Source organism: Spirosoma lacussanchae (genome assembly GCF_005870035.1).
Taxonomy (GTDB): Bacteria; Bacteroidota; Bacteroidia; order Cytophagales; family Spirosomataceae; genus Spirosoma; species Spirosoma lacussanchae.
Genome location: NZ_SWJG01000013.1, coordinates 49,745 through 74,846 on the forward strand (window position 1 = coordinate 49,745; position 25,102 = coordinate 74,846).

General features: G+C 50.8%; 24 protein-coding genes. 21 read left to right on the plus strand and 3 right to left on the minus strand.

Features of this window, described 5'->3' with window-relative positions; all coding sequences use genetic code 11:
* Positions 1 to 143 precede the first annotated feature (143 nt).
* From FBR45_RS25300 to FBR45_RS25400, 20 genes are all read left to right on the plus strand, one after another.
* On the plus strand, positions 144 to 1,454 hold the full coding sequence (locus FBR45_RS25300) for a c-type cytochrome (RefSeq protein WP_246082390.1): 1,311 nt from the start codon (positions 144 to 146) through the stop codon (positions 1,452 to 1,454).
* 27 nt (positions 1,455 to 1,481) lie between these two features.
* A complete protein-coding gene (locus tag FBR45_RS25305; protein WP_138507258.1) occupies positions 1,482 to 4,583 on the plus strand; it encodes a TAT-variant-translocated molybdopterin oxidoreductase in 3,102 nt (1,033 codons plus the stop codon).
* A gap of 109 nt (positions 4,584 to 4,692) precedes the next feature.
* The gene (nrfD, locus tag FBR45_RS25310) at positions 4,693 to 6,123 is read left to right on the plus strand and encodes an NrfD/PsrC family molybdoenzyme membrane anchor subunit (RefSeq protein ID WP_077922104.1); all 1,431 of its coding nucleotides are present in this window, start codon (positions 4,693 to 4,695) and stop codon (positions 6,121 to 6,123) included.
* Positions 6,124 to 6,204: 81 nt separating this feature from the next.
* Positions 6,205 to 6,738, plus strand: a complete 534-nt coding sequence (locus FBR45_RS25315) for a DUF3341 domain-containing protein (RefSeq protein ID WP_077922103.1) — start codon at positions 6,205 to 6,207, stop codon at positions 6,736 to 6,738.
* A gap of 8 nt (positions 6,739 to 6,746) precedes the next feature.
* Positions 6,747 to 7,358: a c-type cytochrome gene (locus FBR45_RS25320; protein WP_138507259.1), complete on the plus strand. Its 612-nt coding sequence runs from the start codon at positions 6,747 to 6,749 to the stop codon at positions 7,356 to 7,358.
* A gap of 88 nt (positions 7,359 to 7,446) precedes the next feature.
* Positions 7,447 to 8,757 (plus strand): quinol:cytochrome C oxidoreductase, encoded by a 1,311-nt coding sequence (locus FBR45_RS25325; RefSeq protein ID WP_077922101.1) that lies wholly within the window; start codon positions 7,447 to 7,449, stop codon positions 8,755 to 8,757.
* A gap of 18 nt (positions 8,758 to 8,775) precedes the next feature.
* Positions 8,776 to 9,897 (plus strand): cytochrome c oxidase subunit II, encoded by a 1,122-nt coding sequence (locus FBR45_RS25330; protein WP_138507260.1) that lies wholly within the window; start codon positions 8,776 to 8,778, stop codon positions 9,895 to 9,897.
* 25 nt (positions 9,898 to 9,922) lie between these two features.
* A complete protein-coding gene (locus tag FBR45_RS25335) occupies positions 9,923 to 11,812 on the plus strand; it encodes a cytochrome c oxidase subunit I (protein WP_138507261.1) in 1,890 nt (629 codons plus the stop codon).
* Positions 11,787 to 12,806, plus strand: coding sequence for a COX15/CtaA family protein (locus FBR45_RS25340; RefSeq protein ID WP_138507262.1), 1,020 nt, complete (start codon positions 11,787 to 11,789; stop codon positions 12,804 to 12,806). Before FBR45_RS25335 ends, FBR45_RS25340 begins: the two co-directional genes overlap by 26 nt.
* A 1-nt stretch (position 12,807) precedes the next feature.
* Positions 12,808 to 13,686, plus strand: a complete 879-nt coding sequence (cyoE, locus tag FBR45_RS25345) for a heme o synthase (RefSeq protein WP_138507263.1) — start codon at positions 12,808 to 12,810, stop codon at positions 13,684 to 13,686.
* Between the two features lie 6 nt (positions 13,687 to 13,692).
* The gene (locus tag FBR45_RS25350; protein WP_077922096.1) at positions 13,693 to 14,283 is read left to right on the plus strand and encodes a cytochrome c oxidase subunit 3; all 591 of its coding nucleotides are present in this window, start codon (positions 13,693 to 13,695) and stop codon (positions 14,281 to 14,283) included.
* Positions 14,284 to 14,297: 14 nt separating this feature from the next.
* Positions 14,298 to 15,095, plus strand: coding sequence for a cytochrome c oxidase subunit 3 (locus FBR45_RS25355; protein ID WP_138507264.1), 798 nt, complete (start codon positions 14,298 to 14,300; stop codon positions 15,093 to 15,095).
* A gap of 14 nt (positions 15,096 to 15,109) precedes the next feature.
* Positions 15,110 to 15,445, plus strand: coding sequence for a cytochrome C oxidase subunit IV family protein (locus FBR45_RS25360; RefSeq protein ID WP_138507265.1), 336 nt, complete (start codon positions 15,110 to 15,112; stop codon positions 15,443 to 15,445).
* A 3-nt stretch (positions 15,446 to 15,448) separates the two neighbouring features.
* Positions 15,449 to 16,162 carry an SCO family protein gene (locus tag FBR45_RS25365; RefSeq protein ID WP_138507266.1) on the plus strand — a complete coding sequence of 238 codons (714 nt, stop codon included), beginning with the start codon at positions 15,449 to 15,451 and terminating at the stop codon, positions 16,160 to 16,162.
* Positions 16,163 to 16,218: 56 nt separating this feature from the next.
* A complete protein-coding gene (locus FBR45_RS25370; protein WP_138507267.1) occupies positions 16,219 to 16,764 on the plus strand; it encodes a DUF420 domain-containing protein in 546 nt (181 codons plus the stop codon).
* Between the two features lie 347 nt (positions 16,765 to 17,111).
* Positions 17,112 to 17,381 (plus strand): DUF983 domain-containing protein, encoded by a 270-nt coding sequence (locus tag FBR45_RS25380; protein ID WP_246082391.1) that lies wholly within the window; start codon positions 17,112 to 17,114, stop codon positions 17,379 to 17,381.
* A gap of 132 nt (positions 17,382 to 17,513) precedes the next feature.
* On the plus strand, positions 17,514 to 18,131 hold the full coding sequence (locus tag FBR45_RS25385) for an RNA polymerase sigma factor (protein WP_138507270.1): 618 nt from the start codon (positions 17,514 to 17,516) through the stop codon (positions 18,129 to 18,131).
* Positions 18,100 to 19,032, plus strand: coding sequence for a hypothetical protein (locus tag FBR45_RS25390; RefSeq protein ID WP_138507271.1), 933 nt, complete (start codon positions 18,100 to 18,102; stop codon positions 19,030 to 19,032). Before FBR45_RS25385 ends, FBR45_RS25390 begins: the two co-directional genes overlap by 32 nt.
* A complete protein-coding gene (locus tag FBR45_RS25395) occupies positions 19,029 to 20,057 on the plus strand; it encodes an outer membrane beta-barrel protein (protein ID WP_138507272.1) in 1,029 nt (342 codons plus the stop codon). Before FBR45_RS25390 ends, FBR45_RS25395 begins: the two co-directional genes overlap by 4 nt.
* Before the next feature lie 3 nt (positions 20,058 to 20,060).
* On the plus strand, positions 20,061 to 20,882 hold the full coding sequence (locus FBR45_RS25400) for an NAD(P)H-binding protein (RefSeq protein WP_138507273.1): 822 nt from the start codon (positions 20,061 to 20,063) through the stop codon (positions 20,880 to 20,882).
* A gap of 14 nt (positions 20,883 to 20,896) precedes the next feature.
* On the opposite strand, the gene FBR45_RS25405 is transcribed toward FBR45_RS25400, so the two are convergent.
* Positions 20,897 to 22,042, minus strand: a complete 1,146-nt coding sequence (locus FBR45_RS25405; RefSeq protein ID WP_138507274.1) for a glycosyltransferase family protein — start codon at positions 22,040 to 22,042, stop codon at positions 20,897 to 20,899.
* Positions 22,043 to 22,100: 58 nt separating this feature from the next.
* Positions 22,101 to 22,928, minus strand: coding sequence for a UDP-2,3-diacylglucosamine diphosphatase (locus FBR45_RS25410; RefSeq protein ID WP_138507275.1), 828 nt, complete (start codon positions 22,926 to 22,928; stop codon positions 22,101 to 22,103).
* Positions 22,929 to 23,038: 110 nt separating this feature from the next.
* Between FBR45_RS25410 and FBR45_RS25415 the strand changes: the two genes are divergently transcribed.
* Positions 23,039 to 23,671, plus strand: a complete 633-nt coding sequence (locus FBR45_RS25415) for an acetyltransferase (protein ID WP_138507276.1) — start codon at positions 23,039 to 23,041, stop codon at positions 23,669 to 23,671.
* 211 nt (positions 23,672 to 23,882) lie between these two features.
* Here FBR45_RS25415 and fcl read toward each other — a convergent pair whose 3' ends face one another.
* Positions 23,883 to 24,824, minus strand: a complete 942-nt coding sequence (gene fcl / locus FBR45_RS25420) for a GDP-L-fucose synthase (RefSeq protein ID WP_138507277.1) — start codon at positions 24,822 to 24,824, stop codon at positions 23,883 to 23,885.
* Positions 24,825 to 25,102: the final 278 nt, after the last annotated feature.

The following is a 25,102-nucleotide window of genomic DNA, read 5'->3' on the forward strand; positions in this document are numbered from 1 at the left end:
TTAGAACCAATATAAATAAAATTGAGCCTTAAAAATATCTAAACCTTGATTTTTGCCTATACAGCAATCGTGTCGTACTTTTGTGGGCCAATGAAAAGTTAGTGGTGAATATGGTGATTAACACGTTAACTATACATCTCAAAATGAGTCGCTTGTCTAAGGTTTACGGGGTGTTTGCCCTGTCGCTGGCGCTGTTACTGAACGGTAGTCAGCTCAAGGCGCAGGACTCAGTTGCGGCAGCCGGCGGAGGTCCAGCCACAGCCACACCTGCTGGTGGGGGTGGTGGCGGAGACGCTGAAAAGGGAAAAACATTGTTCACAAACAACTGTGCGCAATGCCATGCTGTAACTGAAGAAGTAGTTGTTGGACCCGGTTTGAAAGGAATTCAGCAGCGTGCTCCCAGTAAAGATTGGTTGCATAAATGGATTCGTAACTCATCGGCCCTGATTGCCGCTGGAGATCCATACGCTGTTCAGGTTTACAACAAGTTCAACAAGATTCAGATGTCGAACTTCCCGAACCTGACGGATGCCGACATCGATGGTATTCTGGCCTACATCGACCAGGCGAGTGCGCCCGCAACGGCTACCGTTGATGGAGATGGCAAAGCTCAGCCGCGTGGTGGCGGTGGTGCCTCAGCCGAGAACGGTGGTATCAGCTCGAGCCCGTCTAATCTGTTTACGTTTGTACTCGTTGCGCTGCTGGTTGTCATGCTGCTCGTACTGGGCGTATTACTGGTTATCGTGACGATTCTGTCAAAAGCGGTAACGCCGGTAGCTGCCGGCGATGGTACACAAACCGTAGCTCCGCTGGGTCAGCGTTTGAAAGAAGGTCTGTCCGGCGCGTTTAACAACCCAACACTCCGCTCCGTTGTTATCTGGCTGTTTTTGCTGGTCGTCGCAAAAGAGTCGATCGACGGTTTGTATAGTGTTGGTATCCAGCAGGGTTATGCTCCTAAGCAGCCTATTGCTTACTCCCACAAGCTACACGCCGGTCAGTACAAGATCGACTGCAACTACTGCCATACGGGTGTGAATAAAGGGAAATCGGCAACGATTCCGGCTGCCAACATTTGTATGAACTGCCACGGCGTCATCAAGAAAGAGTCGCCCGAAATCCAGAAAATCTACGCAGCCATCGAGCAGAACCGGCCTATCGAATGGGTTCGGGTACACAACCTGCCTGATCTGGCTTACTTCAACCATGCTCAGCACGTAAACGTCGGCAACGTACAATGCCAGACCTGCCACGGCGAGATTGAGAAAATGGAAGTAGTGGAGCAACGCTCTTCACTGACCATGGGCTGGTGTATTGACTGTCACCGCAAAACGGAAGTCAACACGAAAGACAATGCTTATTACGATAAGCTGGTTGCGTTGCACCGGAAAGAAAGCAAAGAGCCGCTCAAGGTAGCCAACATTGGTGGTCTGGAGTGTTCCAAATGCCACTATTAATCGTTTAACCTGCCGCACAAAATACGCATGGAAAATACAACCAAACGGTATTGGAAAGGGGTTGAGGAACTGCGCAATGACGCTACGTTCGTCAAGAACGCCAACAGCGAATTTGCTAATCCCGACGAGTCTTCCTCAGACCTTGATGGTCTGCTGGGCGGCTCGAACACCCAACGCCGTGATTTCCTTAAAGCAATGGGTTTTGGCATGGCTGCCGTTTCGCTGGCGGCCTGTGAGACACCAGTTCATAAAGCTATTCCGTACATCAACAAACCGGAATTTACGTACCCATCTATTTCAGACTACTACGCTTCAACCTTCGTTGATGGTGGTGATTACGCGGCTATCCTGGTAGAAACCCGCGAAGGTCGGCCCATTAAAATTGAAGGTAACCCGCAGTCAAGCATCTCGAAAGGGGGGACCACCGCCCGCGTTCAGGCATCGGTTCTGTCTCTGTATGACATCGACAAGCTGAATGGACCGCGCCGGGGTGATGCCGTCATCGACTGGGCAACCGCCGACCGCGAGATTATTAATGGTCTGAATACGGTTTCTTCGCGCGGTGGAGCTATTCGCATCGTTACGTCTACGATTTTAAGTCCAGCCACCAAGGCGGTTGTTGCTGACTTCGTAGCCAAGTACCCGACAGCCCGCCACATCATGTACGATGTGAACTCGGCATTCGGTATAGTCCAGGCCAACCAGGCCTCGTTTGGTAAAGCCGTTATTCCATCGTACGATTTCGGCAAAGCGCAGACGATCGTTAGCCTGGGAGCCGACTTCCTGGGCACCTGGATTGCTCCGCTGGATTTTGCCCGTCCGTATGCACAGGGTCGTAAGATCGGTGCTGTTGGTGGTGGCAAGAAAACGATGTCACGTCACTACCAGTTTGAGACCGGATTGTCGATGACGGGTGCGAACGCCGATTACCGGGGTACCTATAAACCATCGCAGGAAGGTCTGGTTGCGCTGGCGCTATACAATAAAGTAGCTCAAAAACTGGGTGGTACGGCTGCTGGCTCTGCTTCTGTCGATGTGCAATATCTGGACAAAGCGGCTACGGATCTGGCCCGCTCACGCGGCCGGGCGCTGGTTGTATCTGGATCCAATGATCCAAACGTTCAGGTGGTGATAAACGCCCTGAATGGTCTGCTTGGCAGCTACGGCTCCACCATTGATCTCGATACACCACTGAACTACCGGCAGGGTAACGATCAGCAGATGAATGCGTTCATCGATGATGCGAAAGCGGGTCGGGTAGGAGCTGCTCTGTTTTTCGGTGCTAACCCGGTATACGATCACCCACGTGGTGCCGAACTGGCTGAAGCCCTGCCGCGGGTAGGTCTCTCCATTTCGTTCGCTGACCGTGCTGATGAGACCGCTTCGGTTTGTAAATACATCACACCGGCTCCGCACTTCCTCGAGTGCTGGGGCGATGCCGAGCCTAAAGCTGGTCATTACAGCCTGATGCAGCCGGCTATCACGCACATCTTCAAGACGCGCCAGTTTCAGTCGAGTCTACTCACTTGGGCAGGTCGGCCAAACGACTTCCAGACGTACCTGAAAAACTACTGGCGTACCAACTATTATCCGCAGGCTTCAGGATTCTCGTCATTTGACGCTTTCTGGATAAAGTGTCTGCACGATGGCGTTTTTGAGCCCGCTAAGGGTCAGGCCGTTGCTGGTGGTGCTAGCTTTGCAGGTAACCTGGCCCAGGCTGCCGCTGGCATTGCGCAACGCTACCGGCCAACGACGGGTATCGAGCTGGCCCTGTACGAGAAAGTAAGCATCGGTTCTGGCTCGATGGCTAATAACCCCTGGTTACAGGAGATGCCTGATCCGGTTTCTAAAGCCTGCTGGGATAACTACGCAGCCCTGTCGCAGAAAACGGCCAACGATATGGGCGTTGCGCAAAACGACTTGGTGACGGTTACTGTAAACGGCAAGTCGATTGAATTACCCGTGCTGGTACAACCCGGTCAGGCCGACAACACCGTATCGGTAGCCATCGGTTATGGCCGTGAAAAAGCGGGTAAAGCGGGCAACAGTGTTGGTAAGAACGCCTTCCCGCTCGCCAGCCTGACCAACGGATACCTGAACTTCTCAGCGGTTGGCGCCAAAGTTGAAAAAGCAAGTGGTAAGCGTGAGATTGCGCAGACGCAAACCCACGACACCGTAATGGGTCGCCGGGCGGTCGTGCAGGAAGCCAAGCTGACCGACTACGTCAAGAATCCGATGGCCGGTCGGTATACACCTAAGGTTGAAACGTCCGAAGGGCCAACCGATCCGACCAACATCACTCTCTGGCACGGCTACGGTAAGCCTAACCATTCATGGGGTATGGTCATTGACCTGAACTCCTGTATCGGTTGTAATGCCTGCGTGATCGGTTGTCAGTCGGAGAACAACATCCAGGTAGTAGGCCGCGACGAAGTAATCATGCGTCGTGAAATGCACTGGATTCGGATTGACCGTTACTACAGCAGCGACGCTGACGCTGAAGATGTAAAAGCACTGGAAGTAGCTTCGGCCAATCCCGAAGTAACATTCCAGCCTATGCTTTGCCAGCACTGCAGCAACGCTCCCTGCGAAACGGTATGTCCTGTTCTGGCTACGACCCACAGCACTGAGGGTCTCAACCAGATGACCTACAACCGTTGTATCGGTACCCGTTACTGCGCTAACAACTGTCCTTATAAAGTACGCCGTTTCAACTGGTTCAAGTACTTCGATAACGATAACTTCGATTATCATTTCAACAATGACCTTGGTAAGATGGTCATCAACCCGGATGTTACAGTTCGGTCACGGGGGGTAATCGAGAAGTGTTCGTTCTGCGTGCAGCGGATTCAGGAAGGCAAACTGACGGCCAAGAAAGAGCGTCGTCGACCCATGCCGGATGAAATCCAGACTGCCTGTGCGCAGGCCTGCCCAACCGACGCCATTATTTTCGGCGACATGAACAACCCCGAAAGCACCATTTCCAAAACGCTGGAAGTAGAGATGAAGGGTCGGGCTTTCCACGTACTGGAGGAAATCAACGTGAGACCGCAAATCTCGTACCTGACAAAAATCCGCAACAAGGACGAAGAGCCCAAGCAGGAAACCCGTCAGGAATCACAAGCCTAAATCACAAGCATGGTTTACGATTGACGAATTACGAGCTGAGTAAAACAACGTAATTCCACAAATTGTAAATCGTACATCGTCAATCGTACCTCGTAAATACAGTAAGTATATGTCGCATGTAACATCAGCCGTAAGAACTCCCCTTATCACCGGTGGTAAAACCTACGCCGATGTGACGGAGGATATCAGCCGTCAGGTTGAAGGGCGTCCCACCAGAGAGTGGACGATTGCCTTTACTATTTCGGTGATTGTGCTAATCTACGGAACCGCCTGCGTGTTCTGGACCTGGTGGGAAGGCTTGGGTGTCTGGGGGCTGAACAAAACAGTCGGCTGGGCATGGGACATCACCAACTTCGTTTGGTGGGTGGGTATCGGTCACGCCGGTACGCTGATCTCGGCCATTCTGCTGCTATTCCGTCAGAAGTGGCGGACGGCGGTGAACCGGGCTGCTGAGGCTATGACCATCTTCGCCGTTATCTGTGCGGCCAGCTTCATCCTGATGCACATGGGCCGTCCGTGGCTGGCGTATTGGGCACTGCCGCTGCCAAACACCTTTGGTTCGCTTTGGGTAAACTTTAAATCGCCCCTGGTTTGGGACGTATTTGCCATCAGTACCTACTTTACCGTTTCGCTGGTGTTCTGGTACATGGGTCTGCTGCCTGATCTGGCTACTATCCGCGACCGGGCTCGCAGCAAAGTGTCTCGATATATCTACGGCGCTTTCTCGCTGGGCTGGAACGGTTCGGCTAAAACATGGGCTCGCTACGAGTACATGAGCTTGATTCTGGCTGGTCTTTCTACTCCGCTTGTGCTGTCTGTACACACGATTGTAAGTATGGACTTTGCTACGTCGGTAATTCCGGGTTGGCACACAACCATCTTCCCTCCTTACTTCGTTGCCGGTGCTATCTTTTCGGGCTTTGCCATGGTGCAGAACCTGATGCTGATTATCCGGGTCGTATTTAAGCTGGAAGACTACATTACGGTTGAGCACATCGAGTCGATGAACAAAGTCATTACCCTGACGGGATCCATCGTAGGGGTAGCTTACCTGACCGAGTTCTTCATTGCCTGGTACTCGGGCGTTGAGTTTGAAAGCTACGCGTTCATCAACCGCGCTACGGGACCATACTGGTGGGCTTACTGGGCCATGATGACCTGCAACGTAATTTCTCCCCAGCTGTTCTGGTCGCGGGCTATCCGCCGGAGCGTTGTCTGGACGTTCACCCTATCGGTTGTTGTAAACATTGGTATGTGGTTCGAGCGCTTTGTGATTATCGTTACGTCGCTGCACCGCGATTACCTGCCATCGAGCTGGGCCATGTTCCACCCGACTCTGTTCGATATCAGCGATTATATCTTCTCGTTCGGTTTGTTCTTCACCCTGTTCCTGCTGTTTGCCAAATTCCTGCCAGTGGTGAACATGGCTGAAGTGAAAACAATCATCAAATCATCTTCGGAAAAACTGCCGGTTTCGGTATCGGGTGTTGCCAAGGGTGAGCGGGTTGCCAATCCGACGTTTAACAAAGATGTTGACTAATTGAATAGTTAAGCCTTCAGGCTTTTTCATCCTGGTGATGAAAGGCCTGAAGGCTCAAGCAGAAACAGACCAATAAAAAGTATGTCAGACGTAAATGGTAGCGGTAAGTTTCTAGTCGGCATCTATGACGATGACGATGTAGTTCTGAAAGCCGTTAGAGATGTAAAAAAAGCGGGTGTTCGAATCCACGAAGTATATAGCCCATTCCCGATCCACGGACTGGACGTTGCTCTCGGTCACCCACGCAGTCGGTTAGGCATTGCCGCTTTCCTGTTCGGTCTGTCCGGTACTCTTACTGCCCTGACCCTGACTGCCTACACCGAAAGCTTTGACTGGCCTATGATTGTAGGTGGTAAAGATTCGTACTCGCCTGTGGTATACGTACCGGTAATTTTTGAGCTGACGGTACTTTTCTGCGCCCTGGGCATGGTAGGTACTTTCCTGGTTTCGAATGGTCTCGGTCCCACAGTGAAGCCGCTCATGTACGATTTACGCACAACAGACAACAAGTTTGCGATGGCTATTGATCTTAGCAAAAACAACCTTGTTGAAGGCGACATTGAACAGATTCTGAAAAATTCAGGAGCTGCCGAAGTTAACGTTAAGCAGTTCTGATTCGAACAATGAGCAAGATTACGAAACATAGAAGCGTGGCTGCCATCGCTATGGTCGGTCTCATCATTGCAGGCTCGGCCTGTAAGCGTGGGCATGACGATACGAATGTTGAATTCGCTCCGCAGATGTATGATGCTGTTGGGTATGAGCCCTATCGGCAAATCCGTCCCAACACGATAAACCCGGAAGGACTGAATATGCGTCTGCCCGCCCGGGGCACGGTTGCGCGACCCAACTACCATACTCAGTTCGGAACTGGTGACAGCGCCACAACCGACCTGATGATTTACAACATCCCCAAAGACAGCATTGGGCTGGCAGAACGCGTATTGACAAACCCTATACTCGAAACGGAGAAAACGCTTGAGGAAGGTAAGGTCCTGTATGGCCGCTACTGCATCCACTGCCATGGTGAAGGTGGTAAAGGTGACGGGCTGGTTGGTAAGGAATACAAAGGTGTTCCCAGCTACTCAGCCGACGCTTACAAGACCATGAATGACGGACATATTTTTCATGTCATCACCCATGGTAAAGGGCGTATGTGGCCCCATGGATCGCAGATGACGCCTGAAGAACGCTGGAAGATTGTACAGTACGTACACAAACTACAACAAGGATAATTTGATTGTTCCGCTTTCAACGCAGGCTTTGATCTACTGTACATACCTGCTTTTCTGAAACGCGAACCGAAAACTTATAACTATAAGAATGGCATCGGCTCACGCAATACCGTCGCTAGACGAACAATTCGAATTTACAGCAGAGTCCAAACGTCGCTTACTGATCGGCATTGGAGCCGGTGTTGCGTTGGTGGCAATCGGCGCTTATTTACTGGCTTCAGGAGTTGGTGAACACGGTACCCATGAAGTCGTTCATGGTACGGGCGCCAGCGAAGGTCATGATGGCGGCCACCATGCGTACAAATGGACTAACCGCCTGTGGGCAAACGTTTGGTTAAACGCTATCTATTTTACAGGTGCATCGGTAATCGGGATGTTCTTTATCTCGTACAACTATCTGGCTCAGGCCGGCTGGTCATCTGCTTTCAAGCGTATTCCCGAAGCGCTACCTGCTTACCTTCCTTTTATGGGAGTTGTGGTGCTGGCTGTTTTCTTTATTGCTGGTCATGATCTGTTCCACTGGACTCATGAAGGGCTATACGATAAAGCTAGTCCAGACTATGATCCGATCATTGCCGGTAAACAGGGCTTTCTAAATACGCCCTTCTATTTGATTCGGGTCGTTCTGTACTTTGTGCTATGGTACGTGCTGTGGCGTATGCTTCGTAATTTCTCTCTGCAGGAAGATCTCCATGGCGGTACCGAATACTACGAGAAGAGTATCAAGTTTGGAACCGCATTTCTGGTTGTGTTTGCCGTTACATCGTCGACCTCAGCCTGGGATTTCGTGATGTCGATTGATACTCACTGGTTCAGCACCATGTTCGGTTGGTATACACTGGCTAGCTGGCACGTAACAGGTCTGGCTATCATTACACTGACGGTAGTTACGCTGAAGGAACGTGGGTATCTGCAAATTGTGAACGATAGTCACCTGCATGACCTGGGTAAGTTCATGTTTGCGTTCAGTATCTTCTGGACCTATGTCTGGTTTGCGCAGTTTATGCTGATTTATTACGCCAACTTACCTGAAGAAACGATCTATTACCGGGAGCGTTTCAGTGGTTATGGTGGTATCTACAAAGCGCCATTTTTTATAAACATCCTGTTAAACTTTGTCTTTCCATTCCTTGTTCTGATGACAAGGGACGCCAAGCGTACGTACATCTTCCTGAAGCTGGCCGCCTGGGGTATTATCGTTGGCCACTACTTTGATTTCTACGTGAATATCATGCCAGGAACAGTTGGCGAACACGCTGGTTTTGGTCCGATCGAGTTTGGGATGATTCTCATTTTCGCCTGCGGATTTATGTGGTCCATTTCAACCCAGCTGACGAAGGCTAACCTGATTGCCAAGAATCACCCGATGCTGGAAGAAACCCTGCACCACGACATTTAACGATTAAACTTTCTGATCATGGTTTATATAGTCGCTCTGTTATCGGTTATATTCCTGGGGCTGGCCGTATTGGTTATATCCAGAATGGCAGCTGTTGTTAAAAGCACCAGAGGGCCAGTTGAAGAAGGACGCATAGGAATGAGCAATCGCGTCAACGCTGCTCTGTTCATGGTCTTCTTCGTTGTAGGATTAGTTGGGGCAGTCTGGTCGTTCTGGTATGCATCGGACTTCTTCCTGCCTGAAGCTTCGTCTCCACATGGTCGCCGGACTGACTTTCTGTTCTGGCTCTCTATGGCCATTATTACGGTCGCGTTCTTAGTTACCAATGCTCTGTTGTTTTTCTTCGCCTGGCGCTATCAGCACCGCGAAGGATACAAGGCGGCATATTATCCGGAAAACCATAAGCTCGAACTGATCTGGACCGTTATTCCGGCGGTTGTGATGGCAATTCTGGTGTTTACAGGCTGGCGTGCATGGCGGGACATCATGTCCGAGGCTCCTGCCGATGCTCAAGTGTTTGAAATTGTAGGAAAGCAGTTTAACTGGATTGTTCGTTACCCGGGCGTTGATGATAACAAGCTGGGTGCTTACAACTATAAACTGATTGATAATAGTAACGATACAGGTATCGATTATACAGACCAGGCCTCTTTTGACGACTTTACATCGACAACGGAGTTGCACATCCCTGTAAATAAACCTGTATTGCTGAAGATCCGGGCACGGGACGTATTGCACAGCGTGTTTATTCCGCATCTGCGGGTAAAAATGGATGCTGTGCCAGGTATGCCAACACGCTTCTGGTTTGTGGCGGACAAAACCACCGACGAGATGCGGAATATAACAGGTAATCAGGATTTCGGTTACGAGATTGCCTGTACTGAAGTTTGCGGACGCGGCCACTTTTCGATGCGTATCCGGTTAGTAGTAGAAGATGAAGCTTCCTGGCAGGCATGGTGTAAAGAGCAGAAGCCTTTGCTGTCATCAACGCCTGAACTGGCAGCCCGTATACCTGCTAATCTGAAAGCAAAAGCGGCCAAATATTTGCCGGCTGATGCGCCTGCTGCTCCCGCAGACAGCACAACAGCCTCCACTCAACAGGGCGGTGGTGTTTCAATAGCCCGGACCACAATCCGTTAATCTTTAGACAACAAACCAAAATACTATGGCGACTGTAGCAGCTAACACGGCAACCGTGGCGCATGTAGCAGAACATGAGCACCACGAGCCGCAAAGTTTTTGGCGCAAGTACGTTTTTTCAGAAGATCACAAGACAATCGCTAAGCAGTACCTGATTTCTGGTATTATCTGGTCTGTTATTGGTATTAGCTTATCGGTTATGTTCCGTCTTCAGTTAGGCTTCCCTGACATGAAGCTGGAGTTTCTGCGGCCGATTCTGGGTAACTGGATTAATGAAAGCGGTAAGCTTGATCCCGACTTTTACCTGGCTCTGGTGACGATGCACGGTACCATCATGGTATTCTTTGTATTGACTGCCGGTTTGAGCGGTACGTTCTCTAACTTCCTGATCCCTCTACAGGTCGGAGCACGTGACATGGCATCAGGATTCCTGAATATGTTATCGTACTGGTTCTTCTTCCTGGCCAGCGCGGTTATGCTCGTGTCGCTTTTCATTGAAACAGGTCCTGCTGCTGGTGGTTGGGTGGTTTATCCGCCTTTGAGTGCTCTGCCACAGGCGCACCCCGGCTCACAGCTGGGTATGACGCTCTGGCTGGTCAGTATGGCTCTGTTTATTGTATCGCAGTTGCTGGGTGGTATTAACTACATCACCACGGTAATCAACCTGCGCACACGGGGTATGTCATTCAGCAAACTGCCGCTGACGATCTGGGCTTTTTTCCTGACAGCGGTTCTGGGTCTTATTTCATTTCCAGTGCTGTTATCGGCTGCTCTGTTACTGATTTTTGACCGGAGCTTTGGAACAAGCTTCTACTTGTCTGAAATTTACATTGGCCAGACCGGTGAGGCATTGCCAAACGTCGGTGGTAGCCCGATTCTGTTCCAGCACCTGTTCTGGTTCCTGGGTCACCCTGAGGTATACATTGTACTGCTACCGGCGCTTGGTATGACGTCGGAGATTATTGCCACGAACGCCCGTAAGCCGATCTTTGGTTACCGTGCCATGATTGCCTCCATGATGGGTATCGCCTTCCTGGCATTTATCGTATGGGCGCACCATATGTTCGTAACGGGGATGAACCCATTCCTGGGCTCGATCTTTATGTTCCTGACGCTGATCATCGCTGTACCATCGGCGGTAAAAGCGTTTAACTACATAACAACGCTGTGGCGTGGTAATATCCGGTTCACCCCGGCCATGCTGTTCTCGATCGGTCTGGTATCGTTCTTTATATCAGGTGGTCTGACAGGACTGATTCTGGGTAACTCAGCGCTGGACATTCAGTTGCACGATACCTACTTCGTGGTAGCTCACTTCCACTTGGTGATGGGTGCCGCTTCGGCATTCGGTCTGCTGGCGGGTGTGTACCACTGGTTCCCGAAGATGTTTGGTCGTATGATGGATGAGAAGCTGGGTTATATCCACTTTTGGCTGACGTTCATTGGTATCTACCTGGTGTTCTTCCCGATGCACTACATCGGTATTGCCGGGTTCCCACGCCGTTACTACGCTTTCACGAGCTATGATTTCACGAAGAATATCTTCACAGATATGAATAGCTTCATCAGTCTGGCGGCTATTTTCACCTTCACAGCTCAGTGGGTATTCATCTGGAACTTTGTGTATAGCCTGTTCAAAGGCAAAAAAGCACCCCAGAACCCGTGGAAGTCGAACACGCTCGAATGGACTACGCCGATCAATCCTGGACACGGCAACTGGCCCGGTGAGATCCCAGCTGTTTACCGCTGGCCATATGATTACAGCAAGCCTGGCGCGAAGGACGACTTCATTCCTCAAAACGTGCCGTATTCGCAAACTCCAGAATCAAATCTTCCGCATGAGAATGAGTTGATTGGTTTGGAGAAAGAGATTGAGGCACAAAACCTGAATGACCAGTTCAAGCAACCTCACTAATAATCGTGAGCGGCAGTTCCGGAGCCTGGCTCTTCTGACAGTCATCATCGTATACCTGCTGGTATTAGCGGGTGGGATTGTCAGAGGGACCGGCTCCGGAATGGGCTGCCCTGACTGGCCGAAGTGCTTTGGCCAATGGATTCCCCCTACAGACGCTTCTCAACTCCCCTCAAACTATCAACAGCTATACGGCGCTAAGCTAAAGGGAGAGGTTGAGTTCAACGCCGTCAAGACCTGGATCGAATACGTAAACCGTTTACTGGGTGTACTCTCCGGTCTGTTTGTTTTTGCCACGCTGGTGGCCTCTTTCCCCTACTTACGAAAAGACAAGCCCGTTTTCTGGGGTAGTTTAGCTGCTTTTGTACTCATTGGCCTCAATGGATGGCTGGGTTCCCGCGTTGTAGCCACTGAGTTAGCACACTACATGATTACGTTGCATCTGTTTTTGGCAGTGCTTGTTGTTTTTGCCTTGTTGTTTGTGTACGTGCGTGCTAGTGCTGCTAATTGGCAGATCCCGTTTCAAAGCATTGGTAGAAAATCACTGAATGGGTTAGTGGTCCTGACAATTATCTTGTCACTAGGTCAGGTGCTTTTAGGAACTCAGGTGCGTGAAGCACTGGATGAAGTCGTAAAGCAGCTTGGCTATAGTCAGCGAGCCGAATGGATCGACAACCTTGACTGGCGATTTTATGTACACCGGTCTTTCTCGCTCATCGTTTTTGGACTACACGTTGCTGTGATTAGAAAGGTGAGGTCCATCAGTAAAGGAGGGGTTTTGTCCTCGTTGTCCATATTATTGATCCTTACCGTACTGGCCGAAATAGGTACCGGCGCTATCATGGGGTACTTTGAAGTGCCCGCGTCAGCTCAACCCGTTCATCTGTTTCTGGCAATTATCATGATTGGGGTGCAGTTTATGATTTGGCTGCTTATAAACCCCGCTTTAAGTTCATCGAAACTGGCTATTCGTAGGCTCAGTTTACAGACTACTTAACATGGAAAAAGTGATTGCTCTTCGTCTCATCAACGAGAAAGCGAAAGCCTATATAGAGTTGTTAAAATTGAAGCTGACACTAGCTGTTGTATTCTCAGGTGTGTTCGGATATTGTTTGGCAGCTGATGTAATTGTATGGTGGAAAGTGGCGGTGTTGGTAATTGCTTCTATTGCCATCACGGGGGCCGCTAACATCATCAACCAGATTATAGAGAAAGATTCGGACAAGCTTATGAAGCGTACGGCTGGTCGCCCGTTGCCAACCGGTCGATTGTCAGTGAACGAAGCCGCTGGATTCGCATTCATCCTTTTTTCGGCTGCCTGCCTGCTGTACGTTGAAGTATTTAATCTGCGGGCGGCTGCCCTGGCGGTTCTGTCTTTGCTGCTGTATGGGTTTGTGTACACACCCCTTAAACGGAAAGGCCAGATTGCCGTATACATTGGCGCTTTGCCCGGCGCTTTTCCTCCCATGATTGGCTGGGTAGCCGCTACCAATCATTTCGGCTGGGCGCCCGGAATTCTATTTGCTATACAGTTCTTCTGGCAGTTTCCGCATTTCTGGGCCATTGGCTGGCTGGCCTTCGACGAATACAAGAAAGCCGGCATTCAAATGATGCCCGGTAAAGCTAAAGATGAAAATACAGCCTTCCGGATCATGATCTATACGCTGTTCCTGATTCCGGTTGGCTGGCTGCCATATGCCCTGGGAATGACCGGAATTAATTCAGCCTTTATAGCCATGATCGGCGGAATCTTGTTTCTGGCACAAACGTTTCATTTAATGAGGACCTGCACCGATAAAGCAGCGTTACAGATGATGTTTGGATCATTACTGTACCTGCCCATTGTGCAGATTGTTTATCTGTTAGACAAACTATAAGGCCCCATGAGTGAGATCGTAAAGGATATAGCGGTTCTGGAAGAGCCCGAAGAAACCCTCTCGATGAATCCCCGGAAGTTCATTCTGTGGTTATTCATCGTAAGTATTATTATGTTGTTTGCGGCTATGACAAGTGCTTACCTGGTACGCAGAGCTGAGGGTAACTGGCTGGAGTATACGATTCCGCCTATATTTTCGTATAGCTCGGTAGTATTGGTGTTAAGCAGTCTGACTATGCATTGGGCCTACGTGTCTGCAAAAAAAGATAACTTCAACAGCCTGAGGACAGCGATAACTATTACTTTTGCACTTGGAATGGCTTTTCTGTACATGCAGTTCCAGGGCTGGGTCGAGCTAGTTGAACAAAAGGTGTTTTTTGTTGGTAATCCGGCCGGTTCGTTCATGTATATATTTACGGGGCTTCACGGTTTCCACCTCATCTCTGGCCTGATTGTGCTGGTGTTTGCGCTGGTAGCCGCTTTTCGGCTTCGTATTCATGCAAAAAGCTTAAACCAGATCGAAATTGCCGCCACGTACTGGCATTTTTTAGACATTCTGTGGCTGTACTTGTTTTTCTTTTTAGTCTATTTTCATTGATAATCTCTTAAACGATGGCGGCTACTGCGACGACAAATACCGTAGCAACTGACTCAGCACAAACGTTCGACAAAAAAGCCTGGATGGGTGGTGTCGAGCCGATGAATGCCAGTTATGGCAAGTTGATGATGTGGTTTTTCCTGATTTCAGATACGTTCACGTTCTCAGCCCTGCTGGTAACCTACGGTCTGATTCGTTACAGTTACCCAGCCTGGGACCCAGCCATCTACGGCGAAGTATTCAAGTTCTCGAACTTATATTGGCCAACACCCGAGAAGGTATACAATGCAGTGCCGTTCCTGCATGGGATTGATGCGCCACTGATTTTCGTGGGTATCATGACTTTTATCCTGATCTTCAGCAGCGTGACCATGGTATTGGCCGTTGAGGCTGGTCACCGGATGGACCGTAAGGATGTGGAGAAATACATGCTCTGGACAATTCTGGGTGGTATTACCTTCCTCGGAAGTCAGGCATGGGAATGGTCTCACTTTATCCATGGCACCGAGACCGGTACTATAATCAGTGAACTGGTAAATGGACAAACCGTACAACGGACAATCTTCGGGGCTAACCTGACCGAGAACCAGTATGGTCCTCCGGCTTTTGCCGATCTGTTCTTCTTCATTACGGGTTTCCACGGGACACACGTATTGAGTGGCGTTGTGCTGAATATCCTGATTTTTTACCGGGCGGCCACGGGCTTATACGATCGTCGCGGCCACTACGAAATGGTTGAAAAGGTAGGTCTGTACTGGCACTTTGTCGACCTGGTTTGGGTATTTGTCTTTACGTTCTTCTATCTGGTGTAAGCACCACTACAGCAATGACTGAAAATACACACTATCACGACGACCACGGTCACGGCGGTACCGAGATTCAACCGGCCAACACGGGGGTTATCTGGCGCACATTCTGGATTCTGGCAGCTATTACGGCTGTTGAATTTACACTGGCCTTTCTGATGCATGCTGGCGGGTTCCGTACTTCGCTTTTCATCATCATGACGCTGGTCAAAGCGTTCTATATTGTAGGTGAATTTATGCACCTTCGCCATGAAGTCAAAAGCCTGATCTGGGCTATTGTTGTTCCAATAATCTTTATCGTCTGGTTATTGGCAGCCTTACTCACAGAAGGCGGGTCCATTTTTGAACTCAGGTAAGTCATGACGACTACACGAAAAGCCGGGATCCTGCTCGCTACGCTGCTGGTCCCGGCTTTGCTGTATCTATTTTTGCGGTTTGGCACCCAGAATCACTACGTTTTACCACGATATCTGCCGAAAATTGACTCGGCCCGGGGCGAACCCCTGATAGGTAAAGTTACTCAGCCAGATGGTAGCCAGGTAACCGATACCATATACAATCATATTCCGCCTTTCAAACTCATCGACCAGGATGGGAAAACGATCGATCAGTCGGTCGTGAAAGGGAAAATCTACGTTGCCAGTTTTTTCTTCACCCGCTGCGGAACAATATGTCCCAAGATCTCATCGCAGCTGACCCGGGTGCAGGATATATTTGTGAACCGCTCTGATCTGGTCTTCCTGTCTCATTCGGTCGATCCCGAACATGACCGGCCAGCCCAGCTGAAGGCCTACGCAGAGCGCTACAGAGCTATACCGGGCAAGTGGTATTTTCTGACAGGATCGAAGGCTGATATCTATGATCTGGCGCTGCACGGTTATTACCTACCAGTAGTCGACGCCGGGGTCAAAGAGGGCAAGCCGGACGAAACTTTTATTCACAGCGAAAAGTTGGTATTAGTAGATAAAGAGGGCATTGTCAGAGGGTTCTATGACGGAACAGATAAAGAAGATGTAGATCGGCTGGTACTCGAAATCCGGGTGCTACTAGACATCTACAGCAAAGACGCCTGACGCTGACAGGAACGCTAATTAAGTGATGATTCCATCTGATTCCCCACTATACACACATGGAAACGCTACAACCGCCGGTGCAGGAGCAGAAGGCTAATCGGATCATCAATATATTGTCAATCGCCATTCCGGTGGCGGTGGCGGTGCTGCTGGGGATACGGCAGAAAGTAGATTTGGGAAGCTGGACAACCTACCTGCCCCATATCAACGCTGTCATAAATTCAGCCACGTCGTTGCTCCTGATTATGGGGCTGTACTTCATCCGGCAGAAAAATATTGCCGCACACAGGCGGACAATGCTAACCGCTTTCACCCTTGGTTCGTTGTTTCTGGTGAGCTATGTGTTATATCATCTGACCAATGAGTCAACGCCCTTTGGCGGACAAGGCTGGATTAGGCCAGTATACTACTTTCTGCTGGTGTCACATATTGTCTTGTCGGTTGTAGTTGTCTGGTTCGTGTTAAGGGCTGTTTACTTTGCGGTTACCAACCAAATCAATAAGCATAAGCAAACGGTAAAGTGGGCGTACCCCATTTGGTTATACGTGAGCACAACGGGTGTGATCGTATACCTGCTGATCAAGCCGTATTATCTCCATTAAATCACCGTAAGCCGTGAAAAACTGGAAAACCTGGTTTGTACTTGTTATTCTTCTGGCTGTAGGGTCTGACCTGATGGCCCAGTGTGCTATGTGTCGTGGAACGGTAGAAAGTACCGTCAGTAATGGACGAAGCGTTGTGGCGTCAGAACTGAACGTCGGCATTTTGTATCTGTTGGTTGTTCCGTACCTACTGGTTGCCAGCATTGGTTATTTATGGTATAGGAATAGTAGACTGGAGCATGGAAAACGTCTCGAAATTGCAGGCCGTGTCAGAAGGGCGTTGTCCTAGATGTAGGAGAGGGAAAATCTTCAGCAGGCCCTTCTATTCACTGCGCGGTTTCGACGATATGTATGAATTTTGTCCACACTGTGGGCTGAAGTATGAGGTAGAGCCGGGTTATTTTTACGGCGCTATGTTCGTCAGTTACGCCATATCGGGTGGTGTGGCGCTGGTGCTGGGCTTTATCCTGTTTTATCTGGCAGGAGATCCCGGCGGTTGGGTATACGTGGCCGTTATTGCACCAGCCATGGTGCTGATTGCGCCTGTCAATTTTAGGTTTTCGCGGGTACTGTGGCTGCATTATGTAGCAGGGATTAAGTACCAGCCCGAATTGTAAGTCATTTTTGCCGGGGAACAGTAAGCCCGAAATCCATTTTGAAAACAAAATGGGTTTCGGGCTTTATTTTTTTTGAGGTTCATGCAACCCAAGTGTGTCTATTATGCATCTTGCCAATGAACCTGAACACGTATGCTACGACTTATACCGTTTTTCTCGACTGAAACGCAACTGATTGCGGCCCTAAGACGGGCCGAAGGTCGGGCGCATAAGGTTGTTTATGAACGGTATGCGGGCAAAATGCTGGCGGTATGCACGCGCTACTGCGCCAACCGGGCCGATGCCGAAGAGGTTATGATCGATGGGTTCATGCGTGTGTTCGAAAAAATTGATCAGTTCCGGGAAGATGGCAGCTTTGAAGGCTGGATCCGACGCATCATGGTCACCGAATCACTGATGTTCCTGCGAAAATCGAAGCAATGGCGGCAGGAACTCCCACTCGACGATGTAACAGTCGAGCCGGATTATGAATGGGCCGATGCGTCGCTGAATGAAACAGATTTATTGCGGATGATCGCTCAGTTGCCCGATGGCTACCGAACGGTCTTCAACCTGTATGCTATTGAAGGCTATTCTCATGCCGAAATAGCCGATACGCTCGGCATTTCGGAGGGTACTTCAAAATCACAGTTGAGCCGGGCCCGGATGATGTTACAGACGCTCGTTAAAAAAGCGGAAATGGGTGCATCGGAGCAGGCACAAACCAGGAAAGACACTTATGAAAAAACACAACGAACACTTGGCCGATAAATCACCGATCGACGACTTGTTTGCGCGTCGATTGCGGGATACAGCCCTGCCACCTGCTGAAGGCGGCTTTGAGCGGTTACAGGCCCGTATGAACGCTCAACACCAGAAAACACCGGTAGTGCCGATCTGGAGCAACCCGGCCCTACAGCGTTACATGGCGGTTGCGGCCTGTACGCTGCTGGTATGTTTATTCGGCTGGTTGTATTTGTCAGCGGACCAGCCCGGAACTAGCCAAACCAATGGGCAGGTTGCTGCGGCCAAAATCGCCAGGAAGAGCCAACCCGAAAGCAGCGCACCGGCTACCGTACCCGACAGTGGAATCGATCTGGCCAGAACCGAAACAACTACACAGCCCGAAACCGGTCCGGCTACTGCCGATTCGGTTGAGCCGACAGCAAATAAAGTGGCGGGTAATAATGCCCTGCCCGACGCTGGCCAGGCCAGGCAACTCCAACAACAGCCAGTGGCTATGCCGCAGGCTAAACAGCCAGTTGAAGCGATCAGCGAACCTATGGTGGCGCAGAACAAACCGGCTACTACCAGCGGGCCCGACCGGCTGGAAACGACTCCGGCTGAATCCCGGTTGGCCACTGCTCTCGAACCGACCGTAGGCCCGGTTAAACCGGCTGAGCGTGTGCTGACCGTGACGATTGCCGAACCTGAGCGGCTGGTGGCGGCACGGCAGGTGGTGAAAAATTCGGCTGACGATATTCAACCGGAGGGGGAAGAAACCCCTTCAAAAGAAGCCAAAGGAGGTAATTTCTGGCAGCAGGTACGGCGCGTGAAGCAGGGCGAAATCTTCGCCAGACAAGATGCTGGCACCGAAGAGCGGAGCCTGCTCAGCCGGGCTTACAATGGCCTCAAGCACTCTATCGATAAAGACAAACCTACCAAACAATGAGCCGACTCTTGTACGGGACTTTCGTTGTCCTGGTCTTATTGCTCAGCATGAGCGCGCAGGCGAAACCGGCCAGCCCCGCCGACTCGCTGGTGATCCGATTTGCGAACCGGACCCGGATGGTTATCTATGCGCCCGATAAAGCCGGTATTCAGGCCCTGTCAAATTATGATCTAAACAAGATTGTCCGGGAAATGAGCATGCAGCTCGATTCGGTTCCCGGTGGGCCGGCTGCTATCAAACGTGATGGTGATCAGTACCTGAAGGATACGGTGCTGGTGGTTACTAAAACAAAAGACGGGGTCAGAATTGTAGTGGGTGATACCGACGGAGCCAAGGCCGACTCGACCCAAAAAAAATCAGAGAGTGACCGGACCGATCGGGATTACAAGGAGACCCGCCGGCGCAATCGGGGCGACTTCGGACGCCTGAATTTTGGTGGTAGCATCGGGCTTAACAATTACATTGTACAGAGCGATGTTCCGGCTTATCCGGAAGATAGTTATGACCTGAGACCCATCGGATCCCGTTATTTTGCTTTGTCGGTTAGCTCAACACCTACCCTGATCCGGGGCAAGCGGGCGTCGCTGAAGCTGTACTACGGCCTGGAACTGGCCTGGAATAACTTCATGTTTGAAGGTAACAACTATGCGGAGAAAACAACTACCGGTGTTGCCTTTCCCGATGCCCAGCGCGACCTGCGAAAAAGCAAACTGACCGTATGTACCATCGGTATACCGGTCGTTCCGAGGCTCACCTTCTACGACAGTCGTAATCGTCGGGCAGGTCATATCGGAATCGGGATGTATGGAAATTACCGGCTCGACAGCTACCGCAAGATCAAAGAGGCCGACGGGAGTAGAGATCGGCGTCACTCGAACTTCAATCTGTCAGACTTCCGCTATGGAGTCATGACGCAACTGGGCATACGGAACACCGAATTTTTCGTAAAATATGACCTGAGCCCCTTATTTGAAGAAGGCCTTGGTCCCGATCTGAGAGCCATCAGCTTTGGAATAAGCTTCTGATTGATGCGTAACGTCATTTCAATTATCGGTTGTGGCTGGCTCGGCGCCCCCTTGGCCGATCAGCTCCTGGCCGAAGGATACCAGGTTCTGGGCAGTACAACCTCTGATGAGAAAGTTGACATACTCCGTCTGCGAGGCATCGATGCCTATAAACTGCAACTGGGTCCCGGGCCGGTCGGTAATCTGGAGGCCCTGCTGAATGTTGATACGGTTGTTATCAATGTACCACCCAAGGCAGGCAAACTCGGCGACGATTTTCATCCGCAGCAGGTGGCTTATCTAACCGATGCAATCCGGTCGTCGAATGTAGCGCATGTCATTTACGTCAGCTCGACATCCGTGTACCCCGAACTGAGCCGCACCGTAGATGAAGCCGATGTAACAACCGAAGACCAGTCTGCCGCTCCCGCGCTGGTACGGGCCGAAAAACTGGTGCAGAACCTGCAACCTGGTTGTAAGGTAACCATCCTCCGGTTTGGGGGGCTGATGGGTTATGATCGAATACCCGGTAAATACGTAGCTGGCAAAACCGTTGATAGCGGGGCTGTACCGGTCAATTACCTGCACCGCGACGATGCCGTAGGTTTACTTACGGTTGTGATAAATCAGACCATTATAGGCGTTTTCAACGGCGTTGCACCTGAACACCCGACGCGTGAGGCTATCTACCGAAAGAGCTGCGCTGATTTTGGCTACGCGCTGCCAACCTTCGTTACCCCTCAAGAGCCCATCCCGTACAAGCTGATCGGTACGAGCAAACTGCATCAGCAGATACCGTATACATTCCGGTTTCCTGACCCGCTTCAGTTCCCCTACGGCGCGTAGAATAACGTCGCCCGTTATGACCGCAGTAGCTGCCGCATCCGGCTCACGAAGAACCCACCTGAAGACGTAGGCCTCGATGCAATGGCTCGGTTCAGGGCAGCCAGGAAGAGGAAATAGCCCTGGCCATACCAGGCTCTGAACCGCTCGCTAACCTGCGGATCATGCTGAGGCAGATAGGCGAGCAGAGTATCCAGGTCAAAGCGGTCAGCGGCTACGCCTACACCAGCCCGTTGCCCGTCGAGGGCGTTACCGGCCTGCTCAAAATGGTTGGGCTGAGGAATCATCAGCGCGGGCTTACCGAGGTAGGCGGCTTCGCAAACAGACTCGAAGCCAGCCGTGGTGACAATGGCTTTACAACGGGCCATGTAATCCAGGAAGCGCTGGCCATCAATAGCGTGATAGGTCAGCGTCTCATCAACAGCCTGATCCGCTTCCTGAATACCGCTATGAAAGCCATGCATCGAAATAGTCGGGTTTTTCTGGTGCGCTTTCTCCAGCTCGCTACGCAGGCCAGGCTGGGTGACGTAGGCCAGCAGGAAATCGCCGGCAACGGGCTTCAGTTCGGTAACTTCGCGCCGGAGCAAAGGAGGAACAACACGCACGCGCCGTTCGGGGGCATCGGCCTGCTTGTCGAACGATAAGGCTAACAGCTCCTGAGCGCCAAGGCACGTGAGTCGGGTATTAAGCTTGAACGCCTGTTCGTATAACCACTGGTGTCGGGGCCGCTGAAAGTTAGGGTGGAACGCCAGGTATTGATGGGCTATACAAACCATAGGGGCCGATGGTTTCATCAACGCATAGGTGAGGCCGCCCAGCATCTCGTAAAAATTGACGACTACATCGGGCCGCAGCGTCTCGATTGCTTTCCGTACCTGTTTCAGACTGCGCCAGAAGGGCCTGATAGATCGGATGGCCCGCAGGGTTGTTTTAGTTGGCTCCAGCGCGTTGGTACCTGCGTTGTAAACCAGACCCGGGCTAAAGACGGGGGTTATGGGAGCCGCGAAAGCCGAGCTGAAAAAATCAGGAACGCTCCGGTTTTCTGTCACGCCAACTAAGGCACCCACTACCTCATGCCCGGCCGTTTTAAGTATCTGCGCCAGAGATAATGCCTGTGTCAGATGCCCACGACCTTCACCCTGGACTAGAAAAAGAACTCGCATACTGGTTGGGGAGATGAGGCTTAACCAACATAAGAAGCCGGTTAGGCCGGGTTTATGGCTAGACAGCCGGTTCAGATAAGGCCGTCTGCGCTTTACGGGCGGCTTTTTTTGCTCTGGCTTCTTCGTCGTCCTCGTCAGATAGGTCAGATGTGTAGTAGAGCAGACTCCAGTTGCCGTCGTGGTCTTCGACCAGCGCGCTCAATGACTCAACCCAATCGCCCGAGTTCATATAGATGATACCATCGAAATTATGAATGGCGGGTTGGTGAATATGGCCGCAAATAATGCCGTCGCAGTTTCGGGCGCGAGCCAGCTCGGTCAGCTTCTGCTCATAATCCGATATGTAGTTGACGGCCTGCTTGATTCGTCCTTTTATCTGCTGCGAGAGCGAATAATAGGGCAGACCACGCCAGGTACGGTATTGATTATAAAACTTGTTGACCCAAAGAAGGAATGTATAGCCGATGTCGCCCAGGTACGCCAGCCACTTCATCTGCGAGGTTATCGAATCAAAGACGTCGCCGTGGGTAACGTAAAATTTGCGGGTGCCCGAGCTGAGCGTATAATCTTTACGGATCGAGAAATTCTTGCCTACCTTCAGCGGCATGACCTGGTCCAGAAAGTCGTCGTGGTTACCCCGTAGATAGACAACTTTGGTATCGTAGTGAACGATTTGCTTTAAAACCGTTTTAAAAAAGGCAGTATGTTTTTTCTTCCAGGTGCTGTACTGTTTCAGTTGCCAGCCATCAATGATGTCGCCGTTCAGAATCAATTTCTGGCAGGAGTAATTGCGCAGAAACTCGGTCGCTTCTTTGGCTTTCGACCCGGCGGTACCGAGATGAATATCAGAAAGCACAATGGTTCGGAACTGTGTACTTGATTTCATGGACGAAGCTACCGTTCATACATGAAGTAGTATTTACCACATTGTTACCAAATTGGTAAATATATAGCCATTAACAGATGGTAATTCACATTGACTTAATAAGATAATTAATGGAAAACCCCGTATTGATTTTTGGGGCAGGCAGCCTGGGACTGACTGTGTTAGACCTGTTTCAGCGTAATACCGTTGTTGTATACGGCCTGCTGGATGACAATAAAGACCTGCACGGAAAAGAGTTTGGCGACGTTTCAGTGCTGGGCGAAACGGACGACGATGGGTATCTGAAGCTGATTGGGCAAAAATGCGAAGCGTTCGTTGCGATCGGCGACAGCCGGGTGCGGAAGCGAATCGTGAAAATGCTGAACGAACGGCGGAGAGTACAGCCCGTCAACGCCATTCACGATACAGCGGTTGTGTCGGCGTTAGCTACGATAGGCCACGGTAACCTGATTGCGGCCCGCGCCGTTGTGAACGCGTTTGCCGAAGTGGGTCAGCACTGCATCATTCAGTCGGGCGCTGTTATCGAAAGCCAGGCGAAGCTCGGCGATTATGTGCAGGTAGGAACTGGCAGCATAATCAGCAGTGGGGCCATCATAGAAGAAGGTGCCTTTATTGGTGCCGGAGTTACGATTGTTGCCGGGGTAACAATCGGTAAAAACGCCCGTATCGGCGCCGGGTCGGTCGTGATCGAAAACATCGACGCCAACGCCACTGTATTCGGCAACCCAGCCCGCAAACTGTAGAGACGCGATCGCCCCGGCGTCCCGGCCATCGGGTCTCCGGTGCGTCAGCCATAATAAACGTAGTCGAAATTATGACCACACAAGAACGGCCTGCGCGTCAACGATTCGTTGATACGCAGGCCGTTCTTGTATAAAACACTAAAAGTGCTGAGGTGTATGAGACGCGAGTGACTTTATTGCTGACGCGTATGAGACGCGAGTGGTCGCGTCTCTACTCGACATACATGACCTCGTTGGTCAGGAAATCCTGATAGGTTTTCTCGAGGCCGTCTTTCAGTTCGGTGGCGTGTTTCCAGCCGAACGAGTGCAGCCGGGAAACGTCCATCAGCTTGCGGGGCGTACCATCGGGCTTGTCGGTGTTCCAGCGGAGTTCGCCTTCGAAGCCAACGATCTCTTTGATCAGTTCGGCCACTTCCCGGATCGTAACGTCTTCGCCAGTTCCGATGTTGACAAACAACTCATCGTCGTAATTCTCCATCAGGAAGAAACAGGCATCGGCCAGATCGTCGGCGTGCAGAAATTCGCGCCGGGGTGAGCCGGTTCCCCATACTTCTACGGTAGGCAGGTTATTTACCTTGGCTTCGTGAAATTTGCGGATCAGCGCCGGCAGTACGTGCGAGCCGTTCAGGTCGTAATTGTCGTTCGGGCCGTAGAGGTTGGTAGGCATGGCTGAGATAAAATTGCAGCCATACTGACTCCGATACGCTTCGCACAACTTGATACCCGTAATCTTGGCGATAGCGTACGGCTCGTTGGTTGGTTCAAGATACCCGCTGAGCAGGTACTCTTCCTTGAGCGGCTGTGGGGCCAGCTTCGGATAAATACACGATGAGCCCAGGAACAGCAGCTTCTTTACCCCCGTTTTATAGGCGCTGTGAATGATGTTCGACTCGATCATCAGGTTATCGTACAGAAATTCGGCACGATAGGTGTTGTTAGCCAGAATACCGCCAACTTTGGCAGCAGCCAGGAATACGTAATCAGGGCGTTCATCCGCAAAAAAATCGGCGACGGCCGCCTGATTTCGCAGGTCCAGTTCGGACGAAGTACGGGTAATGATTTGGGAGTAGCCTTCGGCCTGAAGCTTCCGGACAAGGGCCGAACCGACCATGCCCCGGTGTCCGGCCACGTAAATGCGAGCCTGTTTTTCCACGACGGTTGATTATGAATGAAATACCGGACCATCCGGCTGAGTATATACAAAATAGTAAGACCTAACAGAGCGTTTTGTAAAGACCAGCGCCTGCTTTTACACAAAGCTAACAAACATCGTTTATCAATCGTTTGCCAGACCTATGTTCGCCAAAAATTTCAAATATTATTATATAATAAGTTTACTGAATATAATAATTGTAAATAAATCGCTGGCACAAACAACCGCGCCAGCCTCGCTGACAACTGCTTCTAAGCCAGTCCTTGAGCCGTCGGGGG